38 protein-coding genes and 1 tRNA gene are annotated in these 25131 nt (G+C 49.1%); 31 read left to right on the top strand and 8 right to left on the bottom strand.

What is annotated here, in order from left to right; genetic code table 11:
• Window positions 1–71 precede the first annotated feature (71 nt).
• Window positions 72–145: transfer RNA gene (locus tag ACLGL1_RS08285), tRNA-Pro, on the top strand.
• Between the two features lie 54 nt (window positions 146–199).
• On the opposite strand, the gene ACLGL1_RS08280 is transcribed toward ACLGL1_RS08285, so the two are convergent.
• Genes ACLGL1_RS08280 through ACLGL1_RS08270 form a run of 3 tightly spaced genes read right to left on the bottom strand, consistent with a single transcriptional unit; the run spans window position 200 to window position 2546 of the window.
• The gene (locus ACLGL1_RS08280) at window positions 200–1396 is read right to left on the bottom strand and encodes a tyrosine-type recombinase/integrase (RefSeq protein ID WP_411008215.1); all 1197 of its coding nucleotides are present in this window, start codon (window positions 1394–1396) and stop codon (window positions 200–202) included.
• A gap of 49 nt (window positions 1397–1445) precedes the next feature.
• On the bottom strand, window positions 1446–1892 hold the full coding sequence (locus ACLGL1_RS08275; protein WP_411008214.1) for an ImmA/IrrE family metallo-endopeptidase: 447 nt from the start codon (window positions 1890–1892) through the stop codon (window positions 1446–1448).
• 27 nt (window positions 1893–1919) lie between these two features.
• Window positions 1920–2546 (bottom strand): hypothetical protein, encoded by a 627-nt coding sequence (locus ACLGL1_RS08270; protein WP_411008213.1) that lies wholly within the window; start codon window positions 2544–2546, stop codon window positions 1920–1922.
• A 108-nt stretch (window positions 2547–2654) separates the two neighbouring features.
• Here ACLGL1_RS08270 and ACLGL1_RS08265 point away from each other — a divergent pair, with 108 nt between their 5' ends.
• A complete protein-coding gene (locus ACLGL1_RS08265; protein ID WP_411008212.1) occupies window positions 2655–3104 on the top strand; it encodes a hypothetical protein in 450 nt (149 codons plus the stop codon).
• On the opposite strand, the gene ACLGL1_RS08260 is transcribed toward ACLGL1_RS08265, so the two are convergent.
• A complete protein-coding gene (locus tag ACLGL1_RS08260) occupies window positions 3099–4037 on the bottom strand; it encodes a hypothetical protein (protein ID WP_411008211.1) in 939 nt (312 codons plus the stop codon). The genes ACLGL1_RS08265 and ACLGL1_RS08260 overlap by 6 nt on opposite strands.
• Entirely contained in the window at window positions 4034–4453 is a 420-nt protein-coding gene (locus tag ACLGL1_RS08255; RefSeq protein WP_411008218.1) for a helix-turn-helix domain-containing protein, read from the bottom strand. Before ACLGL1_RS08255 ends, ACLGL1_RS08260 begins: the two co-directional genes overlap by 4 nt.
• Before the next feature lie 167 nt (window positions 4454–4620).
• On the opposite strand from ACLGL1_RS08255, the gene ACLGL1_RS08250 reads away from it, so the two are divergent.
• Entirely contained in the window at window positions 4621–4827 is a 207-nt protein-coding gene (locus ACLGL1_RS08250) for a helix-turn-helix transcriptional regulator (protein WP_411008210.1), read from the top strand.
• A gap of 245 nt (window positions 4828–5072) precedes the next feature.
• On the opposite strand, the gene ACLGL1_RS08245 is transcribed toward ACLGL1_RS08250, so the two are convergent.
• Window positions 5073–5294 carry a hypothetical protein gene (locus tag ACLGL1_RS08245; RefSeq protein WP_411008209.1) on the bottom strand — a complete coding sequence of 74 codons (222 nt, stop codon included), beginning with the start codon at window positions 5292–5294 and terminating at the stop codon, window positions 5073–5075.
• 73 nt (window positions 5295–5367) lie between these two features.
• Here ACLGL1_RS08245 and ACLGL1_RS08240 point away from each other — a divergent pair, with 73 nt between their 5' ends.
• Both ACLGL1_RS08240 and ACLGL1_RS08235 read left to right on the top strand, forming a co-directional pair.
• Window positions 5368–5826 carry a helix-turn-helix domain-containing protein gene (locus tag ACLGL1_RS08240; protein ID WP_411008208.1) on the top strand — a complete coding sequence of 153 codons (459 nt, stop codon included), beginning with the start codon at window positions 5368–5370 and terminating at the stop codon, window positions 5824–5826.
• 112 nt (window positions 5827–5938) lie between these two features.
• Window positions 5939–6142 (top strand): hypothetical protein, encoded by a 204-nt coding sequence (locus tag ACLGL1_RS08235; protein ID WP_411008207.1) that lies wholly within the window; start codon window positions 5939–5941, stop codon window positions 6140–6142.
• Here the strand turns inward: ACLGL1_RS08235 and ACLGL1_RS08230 are convergent.
• Together ACLGL1_RS08230 and ACLGL1_RS08225 are read right to left on the bottom strand one after the other, a co-directional pair.
• A complete protein-coding gene (locus tag ACLGL1_RS08230) occupies window positions 6139–6249 on the bottom strand; it encodes a DUF2188 domain-containing protein (RefSeq protein WP_411008217.1) in 111 nt (36 codons plus the stop codon). The two genes, ACLGL1_RS08235 and ACLGL1_RS08230, sit on opposite strands and share 4 nt — an antisense overlap.
• Entirely contained in the window at window positions 6222–6368 is a 147-nt protein-coding gene (locus ACLGL1_RS08225) for a hypothetical protein (protein WP_411008206.1), read from the bottom strand. The genes ACLGL1_RS08230 and ACLGL1_RS08225 overlap by 28 nt, the downstream gene beginning before the upstream one ends.
• Before the next feature lie 50 nt (window positions 6369–6418).
• Here ACLGL1_RS08225 and ACLGL1_RS08220 point away from each other — a divergent pair, with 50 nt between their 5' ends.
• The 26 genes from ACLGL1_RS08220 to ACLGL1_RS08095 all read left to right on the top strand — a co-directional run bounded on the left by ACLGL1_RS08220 (window position 6419) and on the right by ACLGL1_RS08095 (window position 24977).
• On the top strand, window positions 6419–6694 hold the full coding sequence (locus ACLGL1_RS08220) for a hypothetical protein (protein ID WP_411008205.1): 276 nt from the start codon (window positions 6419–6421) through the stop codon (window positions 6692–6694).
• 13 nt (window positions 6695–6707) lie between these two features.
• Window positions 6708–6893, top strand: coding sequence for a hypothetical protein (locus ACLGL1_RS08215; RefSeq protein ID WP_411008204.1), 186 nt, complete (start codon window positions 6708–6710; stop codon window positions 6891–6893).
• A gap of 10 nt (window positions 6894–6903) precedes the next feature.
• Window positions 6904–7191, top strand: coding sequence for a hypothetical protein (locus ACLGL1_RS08210; RefSeq protein WP_408978023.1), 288 nt, complete (start codon window positions 6904–6906; stop codon window positions 7189–7191).
• 5 nt (window positions 7192–7196) lie between these two features.
• Window positions 7197–7478 carry a hypothetical protein gene (locus ACLGL1_RS08205; protein ID WP_408978022.1) on the top strand — a complete coding sequence of 94 codons (282 nt, stop codon included), beginning with the start codon at window positions 7197–7199 and terminating at the stop codon, window positions 7476–7478.
• A gap of 72 nt (window positions 7479–7550) precedes the next feature.
• Window positions 7551–8894 (top strand): AAA family ATPase, encoded by a 1344-nt coding sequence (locus ACLGL1_RS08200; RefSeq protein ID WP_408978021.1) that lies wholly within the window; start codon window positions 7551–7553, stop codon window positions 8892–8894.
• Complete coding sequence (locus ACLGL1_RS08195; RefSeq protein WP_408978020.1) at window positions 8894–10063, top strand: ATP-binding protein; 1170 nt, start codon at window positions 8894–8896, stop codon at window positions 10061–10063. Before ACLGL1_RS08200 ends, ACLGL1_RS08195 begins: the two co-directional genes overlap by 1 nt.
• Window positions 10063–10650 carry a DUF669 domain-containing protein gene (locus ACLGL1_RS08190; protein WP_408978019.1) on the top strand — a complete coding sequence of 196 codons (588 nt, stop codon included), beginning with the start codon at window positions 10063–10065 and terminating at the stop codon, window positions 10648–10650. The genes ACLGL1_RS08195 and ACLGL1_RS08190 overlap by 1 nt, the downstream gene beginning before the upstream one ends.
• A 36-nt stretch (window positions 10651–10686) precedes the next feature.
• Complete coding sequence (locus tag ACLGL1_RS08185; RefSeq protein ID WP_408978018.1) at window positions 10687–12297, top strand: DEAD/DEAH box helicase; 1611 nt, start codon at window positions 10687–10689, stop codon at window positions 12295–12297.
• Between the two features lie 10 nt (window positions 12298–12307).
• Window positions 12308–14371, top strand: a complete 2064-nt coding sequence (locus ACLGL1_RS08180) for an AAA family ATPase (protein WP_408978017.1) — start codon at window positions 12308–12310, stop codon at window positions 14369–14371.
• 339 nt (window positions 14372–14710) lie between these two features.
• Entirely contained in the window at window positions 14711–15169 is a 459-nt protein-coding gene (locus tag ACLGL1_RS08175) for a RusA family crossover junction endodeoxyribonuclease (RefSeq protein WP_408978016.1), read from the top strand.
• Window positions 15166–15507, top strand: a complete 342-nt coding sequence (locus ACLGL1_RS08170; protein ID WP_408978015.1) for a hypothetical protein — start codon at window positions 15166–15168, stop codon at window positions 15505–15507. Before ACLGL1_RS08175 ends, ACLGL1_RS08170 begins: the two co-directional genes overlap by 4 nt.
• A complete protein-coding gene (locus ACLGL1_RS08165; protein WP_408978014.1) occupies window positions 15504–15701 on the top strand; it encodes a hypothetical protein in 198 nt (65 codons plus the stop codon). Before ACLGL1_RS08170 ends, ACLGL1_RS08165 begins: the two co-directional genes overlap by 4 nt.
• A gap of 7 nt (window positions 15702–15708) precedes the next feature.
• Entirely contained in the window at window positions 15709–16122 is a 414-nt protein-coding gene (locus ACLGL1_RS08160; protein ID WP_408978013.1) for a hypothetical protein, read from the top strand.
• Between the two features lie 135 nt (window positions 16123–16257).
• Window positions 16258–16446, top strand: coding sequence for a type II toxin-antitoxin system HicA family toxin (locus ACLGL1_RS08155; RefSeq protein ID WP_408978012.1), 189 nt, complete (start codon window positions 16258–16260; stop codon window positions 16444–16446).
• Between the two features lie 40 nt (window positions 16447–16486).
• Window positions 16487–16903, top strand: coding sequence for a type II toxin-antitoxin system HicB family antitoxin (locus tag ACLGL1_RS08150; RefSeq protein ID WP_408978011.1), 417 nt, complete (start codon window positions 16487–16489; stop codon window positions 16901–16903).
• A gap of 99 nt (window positions 16904–17002) precedes the next feature.
• On the top strand, window positions 17003–17458 hold the full coding sequence (locus ACLGL1_RS08145; RefSeq protein WP_411008203.1) for a terminase small subunit: 456 nt from the start codon (window positions 17003–17005) through the stop codon (window positions 17456–17458).
• Window positions 17448–18794 (top strand): terminase large subunit domain-containing protein, encoded by a 1347-nt coding sequence (locus tag ACLGL1_RS08140; protein WP_411008202.1) that lies wholly within the window; start codon window positions 17448–17450, stop codon window positions 18792–18794. The genes ACLGL1_RS08145 and ACLGL1_RS08140 overlap by 11 nt, the downstream gene beginning before the upstream one ends.
• Window positions 18795–20123: a phage capsid protein gene (locus tag ACLGL1_RS08135; protein WP_411008201.1), complete on the top strand. Its 1329-nt coding sequence runs from the start codon at window positions 18795–18797 to the stop codon at window positions 20121–20123.
• A complete protein-coding gene (locus ACLGL1_RS08130) occupies window positions 20123–21775 on the top strand; it encodes a phage minor capsid protein (protein ID WP_411008200.1) in 1653 nt (550 codons plus the stop codon). The genes ACLGL1_RS08135 and ACLGL1_RS08130 overlap by 1 nt, the downstream gene beginning before the upstream one ends.
• Complete coding sequence (locus tag ACLGL1_RS08125) at window positions 21768–21995, top strand: hypothetical protein (RefSeq protein WP_411008199.1); 228 nt, start codon at window positions 21768–21770, stop codon at window positions 21993–21995. The genes ACLGL1_RS08130 and ACLGL1_RS08125 overlap by 8 nt, the downstream gene beginning before the upstream one ends.
• Before the next feature lie 329 nt (window positions 21996–22324).
• Window positions 22325–22876, top strand: coding sequence for a hypothetical protein (locus tag ACLGL1_RS08120; RefSeq protein ID WP_411008198.1), 552 nt, complete (start codon window positions 22325–22327; stop codon window positions 22874–22876).
• 12 nt (window positions 22877–22888) lie between these two features.
• Complete coding sequence (locus ACLGL1_RS08115) at window positions 22889–23761, top strand: hypothetical protein (protein ID WP_411008197.1); 873 nt, start codon at window positions 22889–22891, stop codon at window positions 23759–23761.
• A 10-nt stretch (window positions 23762–23771) separates the two neighbouring features.
• A complete protein-coding gene (locus ACLGL1_RS08110; protein WP_411008196.1) occupies window positions 23772–23963 on the top strand; it encodes a hypothetical protein in 192 nt (63 codons plus the stop codon).
• Window positions 23960–24325: a hypothetical protein gene (locus tag ACLGL1_RS08105; RefSeq protein WP_411008195.1), complete on the top strand. Its 366-nt coding sequence runs from the start codon at window positions 23960–23962 to the stop codon at window positions 24323–24325. Before ACLGL1_RS08110 ends, ACLGL1_RS08105 begins: the two co-directional genes overlap by 4 nt.
• Window positions 24322–24642 (top strand): putative minor capsid protein, encoded by a 321-nt coding sequence (locus tag ACLGL1_RS08100; protein WP_411008194.1) that lies wholly within the window; start codon window positions 24322–24324, stop codon window positions 24640–24642. The genes ACLGL1_RS08105 and ACLGL1_RS08100 overlap by 4 nt, the downstream gene beginning before the upstream one ends.
• Window positions 24639–24977, top strand: a complete 339-nt coding sequence (locus tag ACLGL1_RS08095) for a minor capsid protein (RefSeq protein ID WP_411008193.1) — start codon at window positions 24639–24641, stop codon at window positions 24975–24977. Before ACLGL1_RS08100 ends, ACLGL1_RS08095 begins: the two co-directional genes overlap by 4 nt.
• Window positions 24978–25131 lie beyond the last annotated feature (154 nt).

Below are 25131 nucleotides of genomic sequence, written 5' to 3'. Positions count from 1 at the left end.
TAAATTAACGACACTGAAATAGGAAACCCTTGACAAGTTTAGGTAAAGATAGTAAAATTATTATTGCTTGTCGGGGCGTGGCTCAGCTTGGTAGAGTGCTGCATTGGGGTTGCAGAGGTCGCTGGTTCAAATCCAGTCGCTCCGATACATTAACAAAGCAGGTTTGCGGATTTTCCGTGAACCTGCTTTGTTGTGTTTTTTAGATTTCCCTAGCACTTTCCCTAGCACTTGCAGATAAAATGTTATTTAAAATGTTTTTTTGTTGGTCGATTAAATCTTTTGAGATGTCGATATAATAGTCGGCAGTGGTGGAAATGTCTTCGTGGCCCAACAGTTCTTTTACGATGCTGATGTCGAGGCCTTGTTCGACTAGTCGCGTGGCGAAGGTATGACGGAGGGTGTGATTCGTGATGTCTTCCGGTAGGTCTGCACGCTGAAGGATTATTTTAAGGTGTTTTAGGACGTTGGTTTGCATGAGGGGGGTTAGGTTTGAGGTTTGGAATAAAAAGGTGTTTTCTGGCCAGGGCTTACCTGCAAGCAGGTGCATCTCTTTAAGCTTAATTATTTGCCCTTGTAGGACCTTTTTCAGTGATGGGGAGAGGGGTAGGTATCTATCTTCCCAGTTCTTCGTTGTGGGGAGGTTGTAGACTGTGTAGGACCCTTTGCGAGGGAGGGTATGGGATACGTGAATAGCGTCGTGGGTTAGGTCTACATCTTGGACGCTTAGCGCTAAGGCTTCCCCAATTCTCAGGCCGGCACCTAGCATGGTCAGGTAGATAGGGGCGAAGGGGTCTGCGGGGGACAGGGCTGCCAGGAACTTTTCCTGTTCTTGGTGGGACAGGACGCGGGGGCGGGTCTTTTTTCTCTTAGGCAGTTTGCATTTATCTGCGGGATTGCTGGTTATGATGTCAAAATCTACTGCGGATTTTAACGCTTGGTTGATGATGGCGTTTATCTTTTTTATTGTGCTGGGGCTTAACTTTTTTGCCTGGTCATTATAATAAAGCTGTAATTGCATGACATCTAAGTTACCAAGGGTGGTGGTATCGAAGACGGGGAGGATGTAGTATTTTAGGTAGTCCATATAGGAGTCGTAGGTGGATGGCTTTACTTGTCCTTCTTTAAAGCGAATAAGCCAGCAATAGATCCACTCTGCTAGGGTCATCTCTTGCAATTCCACCCTTCTGGGCTTTCCGGATTTTGCAAGGGTCAGGAACATGGATTCTTCATAGGCTTCCATTTTTGCTTTAGCTCGCTTTTTTGTAGAGGCTGAAAAGGTTTTGCGGTGGCGGGCGCCATCTATCAGGTAGCGGCGTTGGGCGATAAAGCTGCCGGCCATCTTGCCGGATTTAGATTTAAAGAAACTGCCTTCTCCTAGGGGGATAAATTCATACATAAAAAGGCTCCTTTCTTTCTTGCTTGAGCACATATGTTCCCTTATGAGGTTAAAAAAAATAAGACTTATATATAAGCTCCACTGTCCAGGTGGGTATGCCGTAGTAGCTAGCGAGTTGGTCGCTTGTATAGTCGGCAAACTCGGGTGGAACTTGGTCAGGCAAGATAAGGGCAGCGGCAAAGATATCAGCTCTACGCTCGGCGTAATCATTCTTGCTGATGTAGGGGTCAATATATAGCTTATTTTGAGTTTTATCCATGAAATAGTGTCCTAGCTCATGGCATAGGATAAAGCGTGTTAAATAGGGATCCAGGCCCTTCTGGAGGACTATTGTATGGACGCGGTGAGTATGAACGTGGAGACCTGTGACGCCGCGGCTTAGGGCTGTAAACAGAATATGAATATCTTTGGCGATGCAAATGGATTCTGCATCGCCAAATTTGTTTTTCAGCTTTCTGGCAAGACTGATAGCTTGCTTAGCTGCGGCGTCGTACATAGGTCACCTACTTATGCTTGCTTGAGATTATTTGTCAAAGTTAACAGTAAAAGTAACTTTTTCACCAATAGTTGAGAAGTTTTCATCATGAGGGGCATCTGCAGTAAAAGTAACGGAATTGATTTCTTCAGCAGGGGAGTCCAAAATAAAATAAATCTGGCCATTTTTCTCAATGTTGCCGATGTAGTCTCCACCGACATCATCGCTCAATAATAAGTCAGCTTGTTTCTGTTCTTTTGTATTTGTCGTAATGGTCCCTTGATTAAGATAGATAGAATTAGTGTTTTCGGATTTGTTTTCAGATTTTAAAGCAAGGGTTATTGCTGTTACTTTATCTTTGCCGCCAAACATTTGTTTAAAATCAGGGCTTGGTTCAAGGGTCATTATTTGAGCATCTGTTAATTCGATGTCAAAAGGACCAGTGGTAATTTTATCGCCAATCCCCTTTTTTTGATGGACGATTTTGGACTTTCCAACTTCGGATTGTTCTGTTTGTCCTGTACGGTCTTTGCGATCTTTCGCTTGTGTTTCATGTTGCACGGATGAAGCCTGTTCAGTGTTTGCTGTAGATGCTTCGTTATCCGTACCATTGCCGCAACCCGTTAAACCGGTAGCCGCAATTGCTAAAAATAGTGCAATAATTTTTCTTCTCATAATAAAGCCTCCTTTTATAAACTTTGTTTTTTCAGATGACTGTATTTTAATGACAGCCCTCAGTTCCTCTGCTATACTTAGGGTAAATTAAAGCGAGGGGGTGGCAAGATGAAAACTGTTCACAATGCCTGTGTTAATTTTTCCAATTTTATAAGACCACGAGCGGTTTTGTTTTACCCCGTTATCGCTATAATACTCTTTTTTTGCCTTCATTATCTTGGCTACCTAGATATTCACTGGTACACATCAAAAAAAGAAGTTTTGTCGCTTGCCTCTATTTCTGGTGTCTTTGCGGGGTTTATGTTGACAGGCTTAGGCCTGCTTTTGACGCTCCCCGAAAACAAATTCACTGTCTATATCCATAAGTCTGGCCATCTGGCATGCGTTATCAAAGTACTATTTGTGGGATTCATTCTTTCAACGCTGTCAACAGTTCTAGGTGTATTTCACGCCTTGCCGTTGGTTCAGGTCATATTATTTGTTGCATCGTGTGCTGAAATGATTCTAGGTGCAAAAAACATCTTTTTAATAACGCGGTATGCAAATAAATCTTTATGACCTCATAGCCGAAACCAAGGCTTCCTTAATAGCCTTAATATTGTTTTGGTTTCTTAAGTATTCATCTTCCAGGTGAATACTTATTTTTTTGCGCAAATACTTCTTTATGCCGTCAATGATTAGCTGCTCCCCTTCGTCATTTTCTGTTACCAATTGAAATTTAGTGAAGTTTGATTCTAGTTCTGCAGGTGAGGAGCTCCCTTTTAACAGTTTTATCAGCTTTTCTGTAAGCTTTATAGATGATTTGACTTGAGCTGATAGTGACACCTTAATTGTTACCTTTCCATCTTGTGATAAAGAAAAGGCATCGCGAAAGTCTACTAAGTCCATTCCGATGGCGGAGGTATCTACAAACTCTAAGTTCACAGACAACACTTCTTTAATTCGATTTATATTTTCGTTAAATTCTTCATCAAGCATGGGGTAAACAGACACATTTACAACTGGCTGAAGGTCAGAGGGTGTCATCTGTTCGAGAAAATCACAAAAATTGCTTTTGAAGTTAGGGGCTTGGCTGTTGCTCAAGACAGTTGCCGTGTCATTGTGGCCATTCATGTAGAAATACGTAAATTTTTCAATAATAAGGTCTGAGCTGTCTATTTCAGTCTCATTCTCCTTCAGCCTCTGTAAAACGCCACTTGTCACATAATTGCTTCGCCCAATAATACCGAATAATTCTTTTTGAGACGTAGAGGACTGAAGGTCATAAAGCTCAACAAAAATATTATTATCGGTTTCGCTAGCGCCCAATCTAACAGAGTAATCCGTTTTACCTTTAGCTTTAGAGATGATGTTATCTATAATCACATGCATCGGATTCCCTAAGGCAGGAAAACTTTGTTCATAAAGGGTAATCTGTGGGTTTAGGTTAACAGAAATTGAATAAAACTCTACGGTTCTTCTTTTGGGCAATTCAGAAGTGGTTGCCATCATTTATCCCCCCTATATTTCTTCGGGGTGTATTTTTCTTTGGCACGTTGCTTGTTGATCTCGATGGCGGTGCGGATGCTTTGCATGAGGACTTCGCGATCTTGCTCATCAAGGGGTTCGCCGTGGAATGAGATGCCGATGTCCATCTGATTTTCCAGGTCTTTCATGAGGGCGTCTATTTCTTTTATGTCTTTGGTGCCGAGTTCATAATAAGGGCGGTGGCGGTCGTTGGTGCGGCCGAGGAGGTAGTCGGTGGATACGTCGAAGATTTCGGCGAGCTTAGTTGCAGATTTCAAGTCCGGTTCATTTCGGCCTTGCTCCCAGAAGCCATAGGCACTTGCAGTTATTCCCATCTTTCGAGCCATATCCGCTTGTGTCAGCCCTGCCTCTCTTCGAAGGCTTTTTAGGCGTTCTTTCATACCAGGCACATTATTCACCCCTTTCCATCATATTACAACACTACGTTGTGAATATAAAGAAACGAAAGCAAAAAACAACAAAAAATACAATTATCGGTTGACGAAACAACAAAATGTTGTTATTATGTATGTGTAAGTACAGATAATAGGTGAAAGGGGGCGAAAAGATGAATCATAGGCTGATACGGTTAAGAACTGAAGCGGGAAAAACACAAGCTGAGGTTGCCGGAGCCATTGGCGTTACTCAGCAAGCTTATCAAATGTACGAAGCTGAGGAACGGATGCCTTCTATACGAACGGCCGGAAAGATATCACGCTATTTTAACACGACAGTAGATGATATTTTTTTACCTCAAAAAACAACGAAATGTTGATTTTTGGGAGGGAGAAACAACTTTATGAATTGCTTTAGAGGTTTTTCCCTTAACCACATCATCTCACAAGAGGGAGGCAAAGGAAATGGACGATGGGTGCCAAAAAGGCGAGGATTGTTGTACGAAAAAGGCTTTGGAGTTGCGTATTACGTTAGCGTCTGATTTCGATATCGATATAGATGCTTGGTTGGAGCGAATTGAAAGCATAGAAAAAGAGCACAGCTGCAACTGTACTCTTTTGGAAATTATTCAGGATGAGCGGGAACGAACTCAACGAATTCAACATCTTTACCGGCCACCACAATAATTTCTTCACCAACAAATCTATAAACAATGTTGGGGTAGATAATAAGGTCTTTGAAGTCTTTTACTGTTTCAGAGGAACTAAGCGCCTTGCCTAAACGGACTTCACTAATGTTTTGAATTTTTCTTACGGTGCCGGAACGAAAATGAATAGTAGCTTGCATACATGCTCACCTCCTTTCCATTTTTATTATAGCAGAAGTAAGAAGTGAGTAATGCAAGAGGGAGGCAAAAGGAATGGACAAGCAGGGCAATAATTATTACCAATCTTGCCGATTGAATGCCGGTTTGACGCAGGCCCAGGCGGCGGAGGCAATGGACGTATCCGTATCTAGCTTAGCCAAGATTGAGACGGATACAAGATTACCATCTGATGAGCTGGTGGACCGGATGGCGGAGACTTACCGGGCCCCAATGCTGGCCTGGTGGCATCTTAAGAACCACTCTATTTTGGGCCATCATCTGCCGGATGTGGTCCCGCCACAGAGTGATTGCGATATGGCTTTACAATCAATCCTCATGGGGGATGATATTGGCCAGGCGAATGAAGTGGTCAAGTGCTTGTTAGCGGACGGGGTCATTGCTCCGGACGAGTATGAAGACCTGGTGAAGTACAACGCAATGATCAAGCGAGTGTCCGACCGGGCAACCAGCATCAATGTCTATATCGATGGACTAGAAAGGGAGGGCTTATGAGCTTATATGTAGTGCCGGATGAGACCGGCCAAGAAGCTGAATGCTCCGGAGGCCCTGATGGAAATGATAGATAAGGAGACGGAACGCTTGATTAAGATGGACGCCTGGGAATATGGCGACTGCAAGATTTGCAAGTGAGGTGAAGCGGATGAAAAAAAAAAGTGGGGATTTCTTAGCGGCTGATGTGCAATGGATTATCGTTGAGACAGACGAAGAGAACCCGACAACAATTGCTCGGATTGAAGAAGGGCCTGAGGGGGCTTTCTATCCGGAAGCTGGCTATCGGGTTCGCGTGAAGTTTAGAGATGAGGACTAATGTTCTGTGTCTTTTGGCGGGCAAGGGTCGTTGCCAAAACTATCTTTTGATCTAATTCGACCTTGTCGACTATGTGTAATTAATTCAGCTTTTTGATTTTTAGCAATATCCTTCGCATAATCGACGGCGGCTTTTTGTGTGTCGAAAAGTTTGGTAGCTCAGCGTTTCCGGCACCTTTGACTTGCCACTTATTGCCTTTAGGCGTTACATGTTGGTTTTTTCCCATAGACTCTCACCTCCTTTCAAGGTGAGTATAACAGAAAGGGAGATGACAAAATGAGTGAAGTATTACAAGAATTACAGGAAATTAAGGCCTTCCTGGCAGAATTAACAGAAGGGCCTAAGCAATATCCGGACTTCTTAACTTGTGAGGAAATGGCTGAGTATCTTGGCATGGGGATTCAATCAGCAAGAGAGCTTGGCAAGTCTCCAGGCTTCCCACGCATTCAATATGGAAGGCGAATTATGTATCCCCGGGATTTAGTCAAGCAAGAAATGGAGAAACGCAGCCGGGCTGAGTACCGGGAGAGGATGGCTAAGCTGAGAATTTAGGGAGGTGCGAAATATGAAGACCATGCCAATTAGAGTATTGGGCCGTATTTTAATGATCACCGCTTTTGTGATGTTTATGGCGGCGCTCATCAGGGTCGACCTGGGGCTTATCAGCCACGTTCAGGCGGGCATCCGGGTGACTGTCTGGCTGACGCTGACGGTCATCAGTGCATTTGTATCTGATGCGGTGGAAATTTAAGGAGGAAATAATGAGTAAAGAAATGGCCCAAGGAATTGTTGACGAGATTACAGAGCGGCTTATGCAGCCGGAGGCTTATAGGGGGATGGGTGAAGAGTTTGCCCTTATAACTACCGCAGTGGATGAGGAAGGCAATGAGGGTGTAAACACGAATGTGCGCTGTGGCCCTTTTTTCCTGATGAATGCAATCAAGTCTTTAACGATATGTTTGTATGAAGATACCCCGGATGCTGTGCTATATTTGCTGGACACACTTATCAAACAGGTGGAAACGCGGGAAGACGAAGAGGAGGTTTAAAAAAAATGAGTAAGGAAATAGCCAAAAAAGTTGCAAACGAAATCGCAGACTGGCTAGGGGAGCCGGGGATTTACGAGGGCATAGAGGAGTGCTTTATCCTGTTAACCGTTGGGACAGATGAGGACGGGGATATGGTTATAAGACACAATGTGAGTTGCGATACCAACTTCGCCATCAACGCCGTAACGTTCTTAATAGGGGTAATAAGTGACAACAATCCGGAAGCGATACCGTTTTTACTAGAGCACGTTACAAAAGATTTTTCCGATGAAAAAAGCGCCCATTGAGCGGCAACTCAAGGGCGCAGAAGAAAAATTATGCAGGTCTAGTATATCACATCTGGGAGGAAAGAAGTAATCATGAGCATAAAAATTAACTCTATCCAGCTTGAAAATGTTAAGCGGGTGAAAGCTGTACAGTTGGAACCCTCTGAAACTGGACTGACAATTATTGGTGGTAACAACCGGCAAGGGAAGACAAGCGTTTTAGATGCTATTGTCTGGGCCCTGGGTGGGAATCGCTACAAGCCAAGCGAACCACACAGGGAGGGGTCGGTAACGGATCCTTATATAAAAATTGCCCTGTCCAATGGCCTGCTGGTTGAGAGAACCGGCAAAAACGGTTCTCTTAAGGTGACTGATCCGGACGGTAATAAGGCCGGCCAACAGCTTTTAGACAGCTTCGTTGCAGAGTTGGCCTTGAATTTGCCTAAATTTATGTCTGCCAGCAATAAAGACAAGGCTGAAACACTGCTAAACATTATAGGTGTTGGCCCGCAGTTGCACGACTTGGATCGCAAGGAACAGGAGCTTTACAACAAGCGGCACAGCATTGGTCAAATTGCTGACCAGAAGAAAAAATGGGCTGCGGAGCAAGTTTACTATGAGGACGCTCCGGAAACCCTCGTCTCGGCGGGAGAACTCATCAAGCAACAGCAAGAAATCCTTTTGCGGAACCAGAAAAACAAGGAACTCCGTGACGAGAAGGTGGCCCTGGAGAACCAAGTTCAGCAGCTACAGCAAGAAACCGCCACCATTGCCCAGCAAATTAACGATTTACAAAAGAGGCATGAGGGCCTACTCGCTGAAACTGAAAGCAAGCTCCTTCAGTTGGAATCCGCAAGTAAAACAGTCGAACAATTACAGGATGAGAGCACCGCTGAACTTGAAGCCTCTATCCGGAATGTTGATGCCATCAACGTTAAGGTACGGGCTAATTTAGATAAGGTCCGCGCTGAAAATGAGGCAGAACAATATGGCAATCAGTACACTGACCTCACTGGAGAGATTGAAGCAGTACGCAAGGACCGGATGGCTCTGCTGGATGGCGCCAACCTGCCACTTGACGGCTTGTCTGTACAGGATGGCGAATTGACTTATAAGGGGGACAAGTGGGATGCCATGAGTGGGGCTGACCAGCTTATTGTGGCTACCGCCATTGTGCGCCAATTAACACCGGACTGTGGCTTTGTCCTGATGGACAAGCTCGAGCAGATGGACCGCCTCACCTTAGAACAATTCGGCAAATGGCTTGAGCAAGAGGGCCTGCAAGTTATTGCAACCCGGGTCTCTACAGGAGAAGAATGCACGATTGTTATTGAAGACGGCTACATTCTTGACCGGCAACAAGCAACCGCTCCTGCAGGCATGCCACCGGGTACAAGGATGCAACCCTCTACAGCTTGGAAGGCAGGTGAATTTTAATGTTTGAAATTACAACCGGCGTCATTAAGCGGGCTCAAAAGGTGGTCATTTACGGACCGGAAGGTATCGGCAAGACGACCCTGGCCAGTCAATTCCCCCACCCCATCTTCATCGATACCGAGGGCGGGTCAGCGCAACTGGATGTGGCCCGGCTCCCCCAACCGAGCAGCTGGCAAATGCTCCTTCAGGAAGTGGACTATATCCGCGAAAACCCCTTATGTGAAACCCTGGTTATCGATACTGCAGACTGGGCGGAAAAGCTTTGTATACAGCAAATCTGCGCCAAGCACCAGGTAGATGGTATTGAGGGCATTGGCTACGGAAAAGGATACACCTACCTGGAGGAAGAGTTTGGGCGGTTCTTAAACCGCTTAAGCGACCTCATTGAGCGTGGCATTAATGTTGTTATTACGGCCCACTCATTTATTCGCAAGTTTGAGCAGCCGGATGAGATGGGTGCTTATGATCGCTGGGAGCTTAAGCTACAGAAGAAGACGGCCCCACTCTTAAAGGAGTGGGCGGATATGCTCCTTTTTTGCAACTATGAAACAATCGTGGTCAATGTGGATAACCAAGGTGCTCGCAAGGGCAAGAATAAAGCCCAGGGTGGCAAGCGGGTTATGTATACCAGCCATACCCCCACCTGGGATGCTAAAAATAGGCATGGATTACCGCCCAAGCTGGATATGGACTATAGCCGGATTGAGCATATCTTTGCGGATACAAGTAGCCTGATGCAGGCGGCCCAAGAACCAGCAAATACCCCCAAAGGGGGAACGACGCCACCGCCTACAACCATACCGCCGCAAGGGCCAGCAGCTGTACCGGAAGCTACAGCTACCCCGCCTACTGACACCGGGCAGGCAGCACACCAGTCGCCGCCCCAGCAGCATGCGCCCGGGATAGAAATTACAGATCCTGAAATTGTTGCTGCTGCAGAAGCGCTATTCCCGCCGGAAATGGACATTAAGCATGAGGGACTACTAGACCTTATGCTTGCCAATAATGTCAGCGAAGATGAAATTCGCAAGGTGGTCAGTGCCAAAGGCTATTATCCAGCAGATACGTCCATCAATATGTATGATGACGGATTTATTGAAGCTGTGCTTATTCAAGCATGGCCGGCAGTATACCAGATGATTGAAGAGACCAGAAAGGCAGGAAAATAATGAGCTACAACAATAACTTAAACACCGGTGCAGACCTGGGCCAGGCATTAGACTGGGAAGGCTATATCGAAAAAGATGATTCTTTTATTTTGCTACCGGAAGGGATTTACACCTTCAAGGTCTTGAGCCTGGAACGGGGTTATTTTAACGGCAGCGAAAAAATGCCCCCCTGCCCCCGGGCTACCGTTCAAATCCAGGTGGTAGATCCTGCAAGCAAAACGCCTGTAGAACTCAATGAAAGCCTTTTGCTCAATACCAAGATGGAGTGGAAGCTATCTCAGTTCTTTTCTTCTATCGGTCAGAAAAAACCGGGTGAACGCATTCAGATGAACTGGTTAATTGTGCCGGGGGCAACCGGTAAGGCTGAAATCCACCAGCGTGAATACACCAATCAGAATGGCGAAAAAAGAACCACAAATGCGGTGAAAAACTTTTTACCGGCTATAGAGCCGACTCAGCAGGGGCCAGTCCAAGGGCAGGCAGCCCCGCCACAAGCTCAGGCCTACCAACAGCCGACCGGTCAAGACCAACAAGCTACAGGACCGGTGCAGCAGCAAATGACCAACTACACCCCGGGCAGTTTTTAAGCGGAGCAAGACTTAAAGGAAAGGAGGATGATTAGCATGGAGTTGCGGCCCTACCAGCAAGAGGCCCATGACGCCATCCTGGATAAGTGGGCAAGCGGTGACCGGCGGGTGCTTCTAGTACTACCGACCGGCACAGGGAAGACCATTGTTTTTTCTAAGGTGGTCGAATCCTGTGTTCGTGCCGGTCGGCGGGTGCTCATATTGGCCCACCGAGGGGAACTACTTAACCAGGCTGCTGACAAGATAAAGGCTTCCACAGGGCTTATGTGCTCTGTGGAAAAGGCTCAAGAAACCAGCCTGGATAGTTTTTACCGGGTTACGGTCGGATCAGTACAAACCCTTATGAGGGAAAGCCGGCTAAAGAAATTTGCACCAAACCACTTTGACACCATCATTATTGACGAGGCCCACCATGCAGTGTCTGACAGCTATCAGAGGATACTTGACTACTTCCCGGAAGCCCAGGTCCTGGGTGTCACAGCGACACCCGACCGGGGTGATATGCGTAACCTGGGCTCAGTATTTGACTCTTTAGCCTATGAATACAGCCTGCCAAAGGCCATTAAGGAGGGCTACCTGGTCCCTATTCAGGCCATGACCATTCCATTGCAGATTGACCTGTCTACAGTGCGCCAACAGGCCGGAGACTTCTCTGCCGGGGACGTGGGGAGCGCCCTGGACCCTTACTTGGAAGGCATTGCAGAGGAAATGGCTAAATATTGCATGGACCGCAAAACGGTGGTATTTCTCCCCCTTATTGCAACCAGTCAAAAATTTTGCAATCTACTGAAAAGCAAAGGCTTTGCTGCTGCTGAAGTGAATGGGGAGAGTGATGACCGGGAGCGGATTTTAACAGCCTTTGACCGGGGTGATTATAACGTCCTCTGCAATTCGATGCTGTTAACAGAGGGCTGGGATTGCCCTAGCGTTGATTGTGTGGTGGTCTTAAGACCAACTAAGGTACGAAGCTTATACAGCCAAATGGTAGGACGGGGGACCCGATTATATCCAGGTAAAGACCATTTGCTCCTCCTGGATTTTTTATGGCACACAGAAAACCACGAGCTGTGCCACCCTGCCCACTTAATAGCTTCTTCTCCGGAAGTGGCTGAAAAGATGACAGAAAATATTGCTGAAGCAGAAGCGCCTGTGGACCTTGAAGCCGCAGAAGAGACAGCTAGCCAGGATGTTGTCGCTGACCGGGAAGCTGCCTTGGCAGAAAAGCTAAAGGAAATGAAAAGGCGCAAGCGCAAGCTAGTAGATCCCATCCAGTTTGAAATGTCTATCCAGGCGGAGGACTTGGCCAACTACGTGCCGTCTTTCGGTTGGGAAGGCAAACCGCCTACGATGAAGCAACTCCAATCCCTGGAGAAGTTCGGGATATTCCCGGACGATGTGGACAGCGCCGGCAAGGCCAGTGTCCTGCTGGACCGGCTACATGCCCGGCGGGAGGCAGGCCTAGCTACACCCAAGCAGATAAGGCTATTGGAAAGTCGAGGCTTTCAGCATGTCGGCACTTGGACGATGGCAGATGCAACTAAGCTTATTGGCCAAATTGCCCAGGCCGGGTGGCGGGTGCCCAGGGACATCAACCCGGCAACCTACCAGCCGCAAGAAGGCTGGGTCAGGCAAGTCGTCAATGGTTAAGGGGTAGGCCATGAGAGAATACAGTACAGACCTATTAGACATACTGCCGCACGTCAATCCATCTTTACTGGATTACCAGGAGTGGGTTAGCGTGGGCATGGCCCTTAACTACGAAGGTTATAGTGCAGATGTATGGGATGAATGGTCTCGTAGAGACCCCTCCCGCTACCACAGTGGAGAGTGTCAAAGAAAATGGAGGACCTTTTACGGTGGAGGAAGCAGTCCGGTAACGGCGGCAACTGTAGTCAAGTTGGCCAAAGATCAGGGCTGGCATCCGACACCGGTAGATGATGGCCCCATTTTAGCCTTAGACTGGGATGCCTATGTCGGGGATAAAGATGACCTGAAAGTAGTAGATACCGCCTGGATTGAGGGTGAGGAGTTACAGGGGCCAAGTGCCTGGCATCCGGCTCAAGAGCTTATCCGGTATCTAGAAGCCCTATTTGATTCTACCGAAACGGTGGGCTATGTGACGGATTCTTGGGAAAAAGACGGTCGCTTTATGCCCACTAAGGGCGTTTGGTCCCGGACTGCCGGTGAATTGATAGAGGCCCTGGCCAGGTGTAATGATGACCTGGGCGCCGTGCTGGGGGATTACAAGCCACAAGTGGGGGCCTGGATTCGCTTTAACCCGCTGGATGGGAAGGGCTGTAAAAATGAAAATGTAACGGACTACCGCTTTGCCTTGGTCGAGTCTGACACGATGGACCTTGAAACACAGAATGCCATTATTAGAAAGCTGGAGCTCCCGGTCGCTTGTTTGGTTTATTCGGGCAAGAAGTCTTTGCACGCAATCGTCAGGATTGAGGCGGAAAATTACACCGAATACCGCAAGCGGGTGAACTATCTATATGACGTGTGCGAAAAAAACGGCCTAAAGATAGACACGCAAAACAGGAACCCCAGCCGGTTAAGTCGGATGCCGGGGGTCATTCGTGGAGACCGGAAGCAGTACTTAATTGACACCAACATCGGCCATAAGTCCTGGAAAGACTGGTACGAGTGGATTGAAAGTGTTAACGACAACTTGCCGGAGCCGGAAAACCTGGCAGACTTTTACCACAACCTGCCTGAATTGGCCCCACCGCTTATTGCCGGGGTCCTCAGACAGGGTCATAAGATGCTGCTGGCCGGGCCATCAAAGGCCGGCAAGTCCTTTGCCCTTATTGAGTTGTGCATCGCCATTGCAGAGGGGATCAAGTGGCTGGAGTGGCAGTGCGCCAAGGGGCGGGTGATGTATGTCAATCTGGAACTAGACAGGGCCTCATGCCTACACCGGTTCCGGGATGTATATGAGGCCATGGGGATAGCGCCAAGCCACTTGGAAGCCATAGATATATGGAACTTACGTGGGAAGTCTGTCCCTATGGACCAGCTGGCCCCTAAGCTAATCAGGCGGGCGCAGAAGAAGGACTATGCAGCGATTATCATTGACCCGATATATAAGATTATCACCGGGGATGAAAACTCCGCTGACCAAATGGCTCACTTTTGCAATCAGTTTGACAAGGTCTGCACAGAGCTGGGCAGTGCCGTCATTTACTGTCACCATCACAGCAAGGGCTACCAGGGGGGCAAGCGGTCAATGGATAGGGCCAGCGGGTCAGGGGTCTTTGCCCGTGACCCGGATGCCCTCCTGGACTTAACTGAGCTGGATGTTGAGGAGGCAACTGTTAAAGCCGTCTTTGGTGATAAGGTCCATGCGACCGCTTGGCGCATCGAGGGGACCCTTAGAGAGTTTGAACGTTTCGCCCCGGTGGACCTCTGGTTCACCTATCCGGTCCACCAAATAGACACGACGGGGGTGCTGAATGAGCTTTCGCCAGAGGGCGGCGGTGGGAGGCCCTCTCACGCCGGCAAGCCCGGGAAGAGTAAAGAGGATAGAAAGAGAGAACGCATAGAGGCCCTGGATACGGCCTATGAGGCCTTGAAATTACAGGATGTTGTCACAATAAAAGACCTGGCCGGCTATATGGGCGTATCAGATAAGACGGTGAAGAGAAGATTAAAAGAAAGCGAAAAGTATTCAATTGAATATGAAAAAGGTGAAGAGGGTTGTGTTAAAAAATTGTAGAATAGAACATATGACCCCTGGACAGACAGGACAAAGTTATTTTTGTCCAGGGTGGACAGTGGACAAAAATAACTTTGTCTAATATTTCCGCTTCTCATTTGAATAAAAAAAGTCTTTTTATTGAACAATTCAACACTCGTTTGAATAGTTGAAATGTGCTGTTATCCGTAATTGTCCAGGGTGGACAAAACGGCTACTACCCAGTAGTAACCGGGGCGGTTTGTCCTCGCGGCCACCGGGGAAAAGAGTCGTGCGTTAGCTTCCGCACGACGACTTTTTCCATCCGGGTGGCAAAGAAATTTTTTGAACAGATAAAAACCAAGTTTAGTAATTTAACGTATGAAAGTAGTGAGGGAAGTGTGTGAAAAAGTATGTAGAGGATGTTTGCAGTTCTTCCTACCGATGCATCCGCCAAGAACGACCCACCAGCAGAAGGAAATCCGCTGCTTAAAAAATAAGCCCATTGTTTATGAATCGCCGAAACTCAAGGCGGCCAGATCTAAGCTGATGGCTCACCTGGGAAAGTATGTGCCGGCAGAAAAATGGAACGGACCTATTCGGCTGCAGGTGAAGTGGTTATTCTCAGGAAAGGGACACGATGATGGGGAGTGGAAGATAACCAGGCCTGATACAGACAACCTGCAGAAGCTGTTGAAGGACTGTATGACGGACCTGGGCTTCTGGGAAGATGATGCTTTGGTTGTCTCTGAGATTGTGGAAAAGTTCTGGTCTAAGCAGCCTGGCATTTTTATCCGGGTGGAACGGCTGGAGTTGGTTGAAGGGGGATTTGCTTTATGAGTTGGACTTGTTTTGTGCATGCTGATAGCCCAAAAATGAGAAAGCTTTTTGAGGCGTTAAAACATGAATATGAAAAGTGTAATTTTTGGCCAATGTATGTTGATGAGCAGGAGTTAATGCATGTTTTACTGGAAGAGCGCAGAGAACTTCAGGAGGCTTATGATGAGTGGAGGGCTACAAAATACGCTTATGAAAGCGACGGCACAGGTACTCCGCTAAAGATAGATAAGGCTACCGATAAACGTAGACGTGAAATGCTTCGTGGCCATACGGCAAAAATTATGCTGGAGGCTATCCAGGTGATTGCTGTATTGGATAAGTGGGAGGAGCGCATATGAAGCCCAAAGGCACCAGGTGGACGCAGGAGGAAGATGTTTATTTGGTCGGCATGCTGGAGCGGGGCGGCCTTACTGTAGATGAGATTGCCGGCGACTTAAAGAGAGAGCCTTCGACGGTGTATTCGAGGGTGGCCACGTTAAAAAAGTTCTGGCGGTATGGCCATTTGCTTGACTTGTGGGATGCAGAAAGTTGAGGCGCCAATGGATGTGAAGATGTATCTTAAGCAGTATCAATTTGCAACAACGGAAGTGGAGGCCTGCTATGAGCAGATCGCCGCTCTGCGTGACGAGGCGACACGGATGAGCGCTGAGCTATCGGATATGCCAAAGGGGGGCAGCGGGCGAGATATTGATGATATTGTGGCGGAGATGGTCGACCTGCGGGCAGAGCTTATTGACCGCATCACACGAGCCAACAAGCTGCGGAAGGAAGTCTGTGATGTCATCTATAGCCTAGAGGACGATAGGCTGATATGGTTGCTACACTTGCGTTACGTTGATGGCTACAAGTGGGAGACCATTGCTCGGCGGATGGGCTACGATTTAAGGTATTTACACAAATTGCATGGAAGGGCACTAAAAGACATTAAAAGACACTATGGACATGTGTTATAGTGTATGTGTGAAAAGTTGGTCAGTTGTCTTACCTCCTTTCCTCCTTTTTAGCGCCCGCAAGGGCGCCTTTTTATTGTTAACCCCTTGATGTTATACGTAATATTATGTATAATGTTTATGAAAGGAGGGCGCCTTATGCCGATGAGCTCTAAGGAGATGATCCGGCTTTTGGAAAAGCATGGCTTCCAAGTAGTCCCAGGTGGGAAGGGAAGTCACCAGAAGTTGCGCCATCCTGACGGGCGGAGCACATTAGTGCCCGTTCACAGCAAGGAGTTGAAGAAGGGGCTTGAAAAAGCCATTCTGAAACAAGCGGGGCTGAAATAGCCCCTCCTTGCTTCCGATTTTAGAGAAAGGGGTTGGGCATATGTTTTTAGTCTATCCGGCTATCTTTTATGCTGCTGAAGAGGGGGGCTATATTGTCGAATTTCCTGACTTGGACGGCATTGTTACCCAAGGAGACAGTGAGGCGCAGGCTTTTGAAATGGCGGAGGATGCCCTAGGCACCTGGCTCTATGAGGCTTATATCGCTGGGGATGGCTATCCTAAGGCTTCAGCGGTAAAGGATGTTAAGCCTGAAGCATTGGAGGGCACTCTGCCTGTGGGTACCTTTGTTACCTTGGTAGGCCTAGATATTGATGCCTATGTGCGAAGCATGGATCATAAAACGGTCCAGCGTACGGTCTCCCTGCCAAGCTACCTCAATGAGATGGCAAAAAGCAGAAACATTAATTGCTCTCAGGTGCTGCAGGAGGCTTTGAAGCAAGAGTTGCAGTGTGTTTAATAAATCTATACTTTAAGACACCTACCCGGGTGTCTTTTTTGATGCAATGAAAGGTGGTGTCTTTGTTGGATAGAAGGTGTCGATTGAAAGCAGGGGCACGTGCCGGAATTAGAGCTGGTGGCGGTCGGCGTGAATGATCGACAGCGGCTCTTTGTGGATGAATACCTAAAGGACCTCAATGCGACGCAGGCGGCTATTCGGGCTGGGTATAGCGAAAAAACAGCCAGGAGTCAGGGCAACCGGCTGCTGACAAAAGTTGACATAAAAAGTGCTATAAAAAAGCGGCAAGAGGCCCTTCAGGATGAAAATATAGCGACCCTAAAGGACATTGCAGAGTTCCTCTCTCTGACCATGAAAGGAGAGATGGAGGAAGAAGTCGTCTTGACCCTTCGTAACCAAGATGGGTCGGACAGAGTTGTCAAGCGGATGAAGCAGGCGAGTGTTCGAGACCGAATTAAGGCGGCTGAGCAGCTGGCTAGACGACTTGAGGCGGCCGGTGTCGGTATAGAAGTTGAAGACCTGTCGGCCATTGAGGGGGATATTTATGGCGATTAAGCGCAGGAAAACCATCCCCTTCCAGTTTGGCGATAAGCATAAGGCCTATATCCGGGCTTGTAGGGACAGTACCTACAACATCGCTGAGGGGGCAGTCAGGGCGGGGAAGACGGTCGATAATGTCTTTGCCTTTGCCTACGCTTTAAAGCGGTCTGAGGACAAGCTCCACCTGGCAAGTGGGTCGACAATGGCAAACGCTAAGTTAAACGTTGGCGATGCCAACGGTTTTGGATTGGAGTACATTTTCCGGGGCCAATGCCGCTGGGGAAAGTACAAGGACAACGAAGCCCTCCTTATCAAGGGTCCGGACACCTCCAACCGGCTCCGCATCGTGGTCTTTGCCGGGGCAGCTAAGGCGGACAGTTACAAGAAAATCCGGGGGAACTCTTACGGGATGTGGATTGCCACTGAAATTAACCTCCATCATGCCAGCTTTATCCATGAAGCCTTTAACCGGACGGCGGCAGCCCACCGCCGGCAATTTTATTGGGACTTGAACCCGGACCATCCCAAGGCCCCCATTTACACAGATTACATAGACAAGTACCGAGACAAGGCCCTGGCCGGAGAGCTTGACGGCTACAATTATGAGCACTTCACCATCGATGACAATGTGACCATCAGCCGGGATAGGATTGCTGAAATAAAGGCCCAGTATGACCCGGATAGTGTTTGGTACCAGCGGGACATTCTGGGCCGCAGGATGATTGCTGAAGGCCTTATTTACCGCACTTTTGCCGATAAGCCGGAGCGGTGGCGGCTAAGTAAGGAGGAGGTCCCCGATTACTTGGAACGGATTACCATCGGGGTAGACGTTGGCGGCAATAAGTCTAAGCACGCCTTTGTGGCTACAGGGGTTGGCCTTGGCTTCAGGCGGGTGTACGCCCTGGCCTCCAGGCAGGTGAGCCCTGAGGGGACGCCGGAAGACTTTACGGCAGCCCTGGTAGACTTTTGCCACTTCGTGCAGACCCGTTATGGCCTGCCGCAGGAGGTCCGCTTTGAGTCGGCTGAGCAGGTACTGAAGCGGGGGGCGGAAAAGGCCCTCTTGGATGACCCGACGCTACATACCATTGCTGTCAAAAATAGCATAAAATCGCCCATCAATGACCGGATCAAGCTGACAGCCAGCTTGATGGCCCAGGGGCGATTTTTTTATACCGATGACGCCCGGTCCCTTGTTGAGGCCTTGACCACTTGTGTATGGGATAGCAAGTATCTGACGCAAAACGTCCGTCTGGATGACGGGACCAGTGATATTGATACTTTGGATGCCTTTGAATATAGCTTTGAAAGATTTGCCAAGGCCCTGCAGATGGCAGGCGAAAGGAGTGATTAAATGCTTTATGATGAAGTGGCCAAGCTTTACCGTGCCCCAGACCTGGAGGATATGGGGGACAATAATTGCCGGCTTTGGCAGGCCATGTACCGGGATGATTACCTGTATGCCTCTCCGGAAATCCACCATCTGAGCCTGCCGGCGGCCATTGCGACAGAGCTAGCCCGGGCAGCTATTATAGAATTTAAGAGTGAGGTAGCAGATGCCGGTGAAGAATTGGCGGCTGATTATGCGCTGGCCCTGGAGCGGTTGCCGGCCATTGTTGAGCAGGCCTGTGCCTTCGGCGGGGTCATGCTGAAGCCATACGTCAATAAGGGCGGGGTGCTGGTTGATTGTGTTGCGCCGGATCTCTTTGTGCCCCTTGGGGTTGCCGGGGATGGGACCATCAATCAGGTGGTCTTTATTGACCGGGCCAACGCCTTTGACGATAAAGGACGGCGGGTCTTTTACACCAGGCTGGAAGTGCACCAGTATGAAAGCAGCGACCGGTATACCATTAAAAATGAGGCCTTCCGGTCAGATAGCCGGGACTCTTTAGGAGACCCCTGCGCCCTAGCAGCTGTAGATGCCTGGGCAGGCATGGCGGAAGAACTGACCCTCTCCGGTGTGGCCAAGCCCTTGTACGCCTACCTGAAGTATCCTCAGGCGAATAACTTGGACCCTACAAGCCCCCTTGGGATGTCCTGCTTTTGCCGGGCAGTGGCCCTCATCCAGGATGCGGATGAGCAGTATAGCCGGATTATCTGGGAGTACACAGGCTCTGAATTGGCTATTGATGCGGATATCACCGCCCTTAAGGCCGGCAAGCAAATGCCGGCCCATGGGGACCGGCTCTTCCGCAACCTGGGGCTAGATGCCCAAGATGGCTTTTACAAGGTCTTTAGCCCGGCCATTCGGGATGAGTCTCTCTTCAAGGGGCTTAACCAAATTCTCCGCCGGATTGAATTCAACTGTGGCCTGTCTTATGGTCTCTTGAGTGATGTCAATGATATGGCTAAGACCGCTACCGAAATGAAGATTGCCAAACAGCGGTTTTACACGACGGTCAGCGCCTTGCAAGGATCCATTCGTGAGGCCCTGGAAGGGGTCATCTATGCCATGGCTATCTTGCGGGAAGAGACCCCGCCGGAAGAGGTCAGCTTTGACTTCGATGATTCCATCCTGATTGACAGTGGCGAGGAGCAACGGATTATGCTCTCAGAGGTGGCGGCAGGACTCCTGAAGCCCGAAGTCTACCTGATGCGGCGGTACGGGGTAACCGAAGACCAGGCCCGGGAAATGATGCCCCTGGCAGAGCCGGCCAATCATGAGTGGGATGGCGAAGAATAATGTTATCCCCGGAAGACATCGGCTATTGGCCGGCAGACATCCAGGCCCTCCTGCTGAACCTGGAGGAGGACATCATCCGCAGCATTGTTGAGCGCCTGGCGAAGGAAGAGATTCTTAAAGAGACGGACATTTACCGCTACTTAACCCTGGCCCCTTACGAAAAGGACTTGGCTGACCTAAACCGGCGGATTGCTGCTCAGTGCCAGAGGACAGCAGATGAGGTCGGTCGAGCCCTAGAAGAGGGGGCCATTAAAAGCTACCGGCATGATGAATGGCTCTATGCCCAAGCCGGGCAGGACCTTCCTTCCTGGGATGACAGCAGGCAGGTCCATAAGGTCCTTAAGGCGGTCCAAAGCCGGAAAAAGGAAGATGTTCTAAACATGTCCGGGACCATTGGCTTTATCACGACAGAGGGCTTTACGGACCTGGATCAGTACTACCGCAAACGGGTGAGTGATGGCATCTTTGCCACCCTTACCGGCAGCTATGACTACCAAACCATGAATAGGCGGATTATCCACGAGATGGCCGCCAGCGGCGTCCGGGTCTATGACTTTGAATCAGGGGCCACCCGGACCATTGACGGTCATGTGCGGACCCTCCTCCGGACCGGGCTTTCCCAAATTAGCCACGAGATCACCAGCTTAAACATGGATACCATGAGCGCCTGCTACGTGGAAGTCTCTGCCCACATAGGCGCCCGGCCCAGCCATGCTGACTGGCAGGGAGGCGTCTACTATTGGGCGGAGAAAGACAAGACCGGAGACGGCAACCAAGCCGGCCTACCGGACTTTATTGAGGTGACAGGGTACGGCAGCGGCCCCGGCCTTTGTGGCTGGAACTGCCGCCACTCCTTTTTCCCTTATTTCCCCGGCCTATCTGAACGGACCTATAGCAAAAAAGACCTGGAGAACATAGACCCCCCACCCTTTGAGTATGAGGGACGGACCTACACGGCCTATGAAGCCAGCCAAAGACAGCGTCAGCTGGAGCGGACCATGCGTAAAACCCGGCGGACCATTATCGGCTACCAGGCAGCCGGCGCCCCGGATGTTAAGGTCGCTGAACAGGTTATCCGCTTGCGCCGGCAAAGAGAGGCCTACAGGAGGTTTTCCCGGGCTGCCGACCTCCGGCCCAAGCTTGAGCGGACAACAGTTGGCGGGTATAATAGAAGTACAAGCAGCAAGGCTGTATGGAGCCATAGGCGGGCGCAGGAGCAGGCAGATCGTATTTATAAAAGTTCGAGCATGCATAGGCGCTTGGCACTGTATTTAAGAGATGAACCCATTCGCCAGCAAATTAAAACCAAGGCTGAATATCAAAAGATACGAGAAATTTATCAGCGTCGGCACATTATGGATGATCCTGAATATAAATCGGGAAAAAGCCCCTTTTTTAATGACTATGATGAGTTGCAAAAAATTATAAAAGATCGCAAAGGTACTGGCGAATTACTTTTTAATGAAAAAACAGGAAAATGGCTAAGTAAGGAGCTCATAGAGGATAATAGAATAAAAGCTTTATCTGGTTTGAGAGACGGAAGCCTTGGGAAAACAAATAAAGCAATCGTGCATTACAGTAAAAAGGGATACCATGCAGTGCCAACGCATAAGGATTTTAGAGACTTAAGAAGAAGGGGAGACAATGACTGAACAGGAGTTTTTTAAGCGAAATCGCGAATTAAATCTTGCCGATAGCGATATCTGGAAGATAGTTACAAAAAATGAAGAGGTTTTCCTTGGCCCTTTCAGTTGCTACACCTCTGCTGCAGATAACGACCCAAACCCCGCTGAAGTATGTCTATACGGAGAAAGCGGAGAGTGGGTTATTCCTCTTGCTGATATACTGTCGATTGAAAAGCACCATGAATAACTTCACAATCATCTACCGTATCCTAAAGACCCTTAACGCTTTTTATGATAAAGAGGCCGCTAACCTTGCCAAGGGTATAGCGGATAAAATCTTATAGCCAACCACCTGAAAGGGTGGTTTTTTCATGCCAAAATCAGCAAGGGGGTGAGGCGGATGGGACATAAGTCAATGTTTCTGAAGCTCTAGGAGGTGATCCATTATCTCCCACGCTGGGTGACGCGAAGCGACCTGGACAAGTCGTTAAAAGGTCTATTTTCTATGCCCAAAACGCTTATGGCAGAAAACTGTGACGGATATCGTCTTACAGGACGCTAACAAGGAGGTAACCAATGCCCGAAGATAAAAACACGCCTGCCGCAGAAGAGCAAGCAGACCAGGCGGCAGAAACAAAAACCGAAGTCCCCGAGGACCAGGCGCAGCAAGACGAAGAGAAGCGCTTTACCCAAGCTGAAGTAGATGCCATTGTGCAAAAGCGCCTTCAGCGAGAAAGGAGCAAGGAGAAAGACCAGCACGCAGACCAAGCTGAAGACGCAGAAACCAAACAGACGTTAGCAAGCTTGCAGGAAGATATGCGGGCCATGCAGGTGGAGAACTACGCCTTAAAGAAGGGCGTCGGCGAAAACCACATCAGCTATGTGGTCAAGCTGGCGAATACTGTAGAAGCAGACACTATCCAGGAAGCTGTTGACCAGGTGCTGAAAGACTTTCCCCATTTTACAGAAAAGCCGCCGGCAGATACCGGTATGAATGCCGTTCGGGCCAGCGTGAGCAAGAGTAAGCCTGAAAAGGCCAAGATGACCCGGGCGGAAATTGCAGCCATTAAGGACCCGGCAGCCCGCCGCAAGGCTATTGCAGAAAACATTGCCCTATATACTGATTAAAGGAGAGATATTATGGCAGCAGAAACAAACTTACAAAGCCGCAACGATTTTACAGCGGCGCAAGTATTAAACATTGACTTTGTAGAACAATTCGGCTTAAAGCTGAATAGCTTAGCAGACCTCTTAGGCTTGGAACGCAAAATGCCCATGGCCGCCGGTTCTGTTATTAAAACCTACAAGAGCACCGTCACCTTAGCCGGCGGTGAAGTGGCCCCGGGTGAGATTATCCCCCTATCTAAGGTTGAGAAAAAGCCGGACAAGAGCTATGAGCTGGCCTGGGACAAACGCCGGAAAGCGGTTCCTGCGGAACTCATTCAGGACGTGGGCTTTGACGCAGCCGTCCAGCAGACAGACGCCAAGTTTGTCCGTGAGATCCAGAAGGGCCTGCGGGACAAGCTCCTGGGCCAATTGAAAACCGGGACCGGCGCTGTGACGGCAACAGGCCTCCAGGCCACCATAGCCCAGGCTTGGGGCGGGGTAACCAAGGCCTTTGAAGAGGATGATGTCACCGTCATCGGCTTTGTATCCACAGATGATATCGCCGACTACCTAGGCACTGCCCAGGTGAGCACCCAGAGTGCCTTTGGGATGTCCTACCTGGAAAACTTCCTCAACTTCAAAGTCGTCTTCGCCCATCCGTCCATTCCCAAGGGGACCCTTTACGCCACAGCAGCCCAGAACCTAGTCCTGGCCTATGCCGCCATGAGTGGGCCCTTAGCTTCTACCTTTGACCTGACTACCGATGAAACAGGCCTCATCGGCATCACCCATGATGTGAACAAGCAGCGGCTGACCTGCGAAACAGTGGCCATGTACGGCATTGTCCTCTTTGCGGAAAACTTGAATGGGGTTGTCAAAGGGACCATTAAGGCTGCAGGCGTATAAGGAGGGGCCTATGCTGATCTATGTAACAAGTGACTTCAATGATTTTGAAAGAGGTGTACCGGTAGAAGCCGGTGCGCTTTTAGATTATGCAGACGAGAAGCGGGCCCTGGAAATTATCCAGGCCGGCTTTGCCCGGGAAATCACCATAGAAAAGGTGGAAAAGAAAAGCTCGGCAGCTAAAAAGAAAGATGATGACAAGTGATTACCCTTGCGGACTTCTTCGTTAAGTACCCGGAGCTTGATATCTCTGACGGGGAGTTTATCCAGTTTAAACGGGATGCCCTGGCTAGCCTAGATGCGGCTTGTTTTCACCGGCTACCGTCAGAAGATGACCCTTATTTTGGCCGTTTTCAAGCAACCCTGTGTGAATTGATTGCCCTACTTAAAAGGGCCGCAGATGAAAAAGCAGCGGCACCTGAGGTTGACGCAGAGACAATTGGCAGTTATTCCGTTAAGTACCACCGGTCGGACGAGTACAGCGCAGACCAGGTGAAAATCCAGGCGAGACAAATCATTAAAAGCCGCCTGGGCGATACAGGGCTGCTATACAGGGGGCGGCTATGATTCGGCCAGCCCTCTTGGTCCATACAGTGACCCGACAGCCTTATGTCGCCGATGATTTTATAGGAGACACCTGGGGGCCGGCTGAGGTTATCCGAGGGGTGAGGGTTGAACCGGCACAGCAAATACAGGTTTCCGGCCGGGCAGCCGGCGCCCCTGACCTGGCTTACAAGGCTCTATTATTTGCAGCACCTGATGCGGCGGACTGGCAGGCAAAAGATAAGGTCATCTTTAACGGAACAGAGATGACCGTGCAGGCAGTGAATGACTTCTATGCTTCCGGCGCAACCCCTCATCACGTGGAGGTCCAACTCATATGATTCGCTTTAATGTGACGATAGACTGTGATGACCTTGGTAAGGACTTGCTGCAAAAGCTTAGTTTGAATGGCGAGGCCCAACAGGTTCTTGATGCCCAAATCATGAAAGACTCCTCCCGAAAGGTCCCCTTGGATATGGGGGCCTTGCAGGGGTCCGTCCATGCCCACTCCAGCCCCGGCCGCATTGTTTGGCAGACGCCTTATGCAAAACGCTGGTACTATGAGCCGGCCCGGTTTGCAGGAGCCCCTGAACGGGGGAACCATTGGTTTGAAAGGGCCAAGGCTGAACGGTGCGAGGCCTGGGTTCAGGCAGTTGAAAGGATTTTGAAAGGATGACACATTTAGAAGTTTATCAGGGCATTAACCAGGCTCTAAAGACCCTGGACTTATATGCACCAACTAGGCTAGGTGGGCCGGATGTAGGGGCCCAGTCTATCGGCATCATCCCACTGCCGCGGCCTCCGGGACCCCGGTATAGGGATGGCGGTCG

Source organism: Peptococcus simiae (assembly GCF_046569735.1).
GTDB classification, from domain to species: Bacteria; Bacillota; Peptococcia; order Peptococcales; family Peptococcaceae; genus Peptococcus; species Peptococcus simiae_A.
This window is presented reverse-complemented; position numbering and strand designations above follow the sequence as displayed.